The 544-nt window shown below is 48.9% G+C and carries 1 protein-coding gene; it reads left to right on the top strand.

Annotated elements, in window-relative coordinates; all coding sequences use genetic code 11:
* A partial coding sequence (locus tag ACTHUG_RS11335; protein ID WP_440422269.1) for a hypothetical protein occupies positions 1 to 372 on the top strand: 372 nt, incomplete at its 5' end.
* Positions 373 to 544: the final 172 nt, after the last annotated feature.

The following is a 544-nucleotide window of genomic DNA, read 5'->3' as shown; positions in this document are numbered from 1 at the left end:
ACAAACACACCCCACCACCACCACACCAACCACACACACACCCACCACACCAAACACCCCACAAAACAACACACCCAACAAACCACACACCACCACACCACACCCCAACACAACCCAACCAAAACAAAAAACAACACAAACCAAACCACCAACAACCCCCACAAAAACACACCAAACAAACAAACCACCAACCACCCCAACAACCAACCCAGCACTAATGTACACCACACAACGACCTCCAAAGCCAACAACACAACACCACAACAAAACACCACCAAAACACAAAATCACGCGGCACACACACGAAAACACACCGCCTACCATGCCGAGGACGACTCCCACTTCGTCATTACCGACGGGAGCATTGGGTAAAAAGGCAAAAACGCGGTTGAGATAAACGTCTTTGAGTGTGTCATTCGATGTCATGATGTGTTTGTCAAAATAATCAACCGATAAACCGCACCGCGTAGTCGCAGCTTGCAGTCAACAGAATGCAGCTGCCTCCTACACACATCCGACACCACCGACAAACCAAACAACACAA

It is taken from the genome of Neisseria sp. P0022.S009, from assembly GCF_051956675.1.
GTDB lineage: Bacteria > Pseudomonadota > Gammaproteobacteria > Burkholderiales > Neisseriaceae > Neisseria.
The sequence above is the reverse complement of the archived record's forward strand: the minus strand, read 5'-3'. Positions and strand labels throughout refer to the sequence as shown.